We start from the raw sequence: 1,569 nt of genomic DNA, 5'->3' as shown, positions 1-1,569 counted from the left end.
TCACCGCCAAGGCATCATCAGATGTCGCACAATCATGCTCCCCGGCTCGGGGTTTGCGAACGCGCAGCTCCGAGTGCTGGCCACCCCGCCAGTGGATCGTGAGAACGACGTCGCGCGCCGCATCATCGACATCGACGATGATGTCGGCGATCAATGCTCGCAGCAGCTGTTGCCGAGCGCGCATCGTTACCTCGGGAGCATTCCAGGCTGCCGACAGGTTTTCCGCCAAGTCAGCAAAAGCGGATGGATCGACCTCAATGGTCGAAGAACTGTCACTCGGCTTATGTGCTTCCAGATCTCGCACACGGCGCAACGCGACTTCCCAGTTTTTCTCCAGTTGGGCGGCGATCAGACGGTTGTCGGGATCACAGGCTGCGTAGCGGCGCTCGGCGAGATTGGCCTCGTAGCGGGCCTGCCGAAGTTCCAGATCAAGGATCTGGTGTTGATCATCCTGTCGTTTGCGATGCATCCGTTCCGCCTCGAACGCGGCCTCGACCGCCAAGGGTTCTACCGCCTGCAACAGTTCGCGCGCAACAGCCGCGTCCACCCGAGGGCCACCGAAGGTCATACACCGAGGCAGCCCCATCATCAGGTTGGGCTTGTGGCAGCGATAGACGGGGCGGCTCTGCGGGTTCCCGGTATAGGCAACGGAAAGGCGCCGCCCGCACCGGGCGCATGTCATCATCCCCGACAGCAGCGCCCCGCCTCCTCGGCCCGATTTCACGCCGCCGGCGCGACCGTAGGTATTCAGTGCCAACTGTTCCTGGTTCCGTTCGTAATCCTCCCAGCTGATGTATCCCTCGTGGTGATCCCTGATGAACACGTCCCAGGTGCCGACCGGCTTGCTGTGACCATAGCTCCGCCGGGCGCGCCCTTCGACAATGGAGGTCCGTTTCTCGCTTTTCCCGTAGACATAAACGCCAGCGTAGAAGGGGTTCTTGAGCACGGAAATCACGTTGCGATAGCGGATCGGCACCCAGTTGAAGCTGGTCATGCGCCCTTCATCCGAGGGTCGAGGAAAGTGAATCCGGTCGGCCGTCATCGACAATAGAACCTGTCTCGCGCTGTTCAGTTCACCGAAGCGGGTGAAGATGAGCCGGATTACCTCCTGCAAACGCAGGTCAGGATCGAGACCCAGGCCCGCTTCGCGGTGCCAGATGTAGCCGAACGGGACTGACAAGCGCAGCTCGCCGCGCTGCGCCTTGGCCTTGGCGGCATCGAGCATCCGTGTCCTTAGCACGCCGAGTTCGAACTCACTGATGCTGCCTTTCATGCCCAGGAGCAGACGGTCGTTGGGTTGGCAGGGATTGTAGATGCCGTCATGGTCGATGACGCGGGCTTCGACGAGCCCGCACAATTCCAGCAGATGGTGCCAGTCCCGCCCATTTCGCGCCAGCCGCGATGCATCCTGGCACAAGACAGCCCCCACTTTGCCTGCGCACAACCAAGCCACCAGCCGATCAAATCCTGGACGCGCCACCGTTCCGCTTGCGGAGCGCCCGAGATCGTCATCGATAACTTCGACATCGATGAAGCCGTGCTGACGCGCAAGGTCGACAAGGTCATATT

At 61.4% G+C, this 1,569-nt stretch carries 1 protein-coding gene and 1 pseudogene; both read right to left on the bottom strand.

What is annotated here, in order from left to right:
• A partial coding sequence (locus OU682_RS23900) for a recombinase family protein (protein WP_268944669.1) occupies window positions 1-1,225 on the bottom strand: 1,225 nt, incomplete at its 3' end.
• Between the two features lie 21 nt (window positions 1,226-1,246).
• Window positions 1,247-1,516: pseudogene (locus OU682_RS23895) on the bottom strand (recombinase family protein); the annotation flags it as partial.
• Window positions 1,517-1,569: the final 53 nt, after the last annotated feature.

This window comes from Paracoccus benzoatiresistens (genome assembly GCF_026913015.1).
GTDB lineage: Bacteria > Pseudomonadota > Alphaproteobacteria > Rhodobacterales > Rhodobacteraceae > Paracoccus > Paracoccus benzoatiresistens.
Note: the sequence above shows the minus strand (reverse complement) of the source record. Positions and strands in the feature narration are given on the sequence as shown.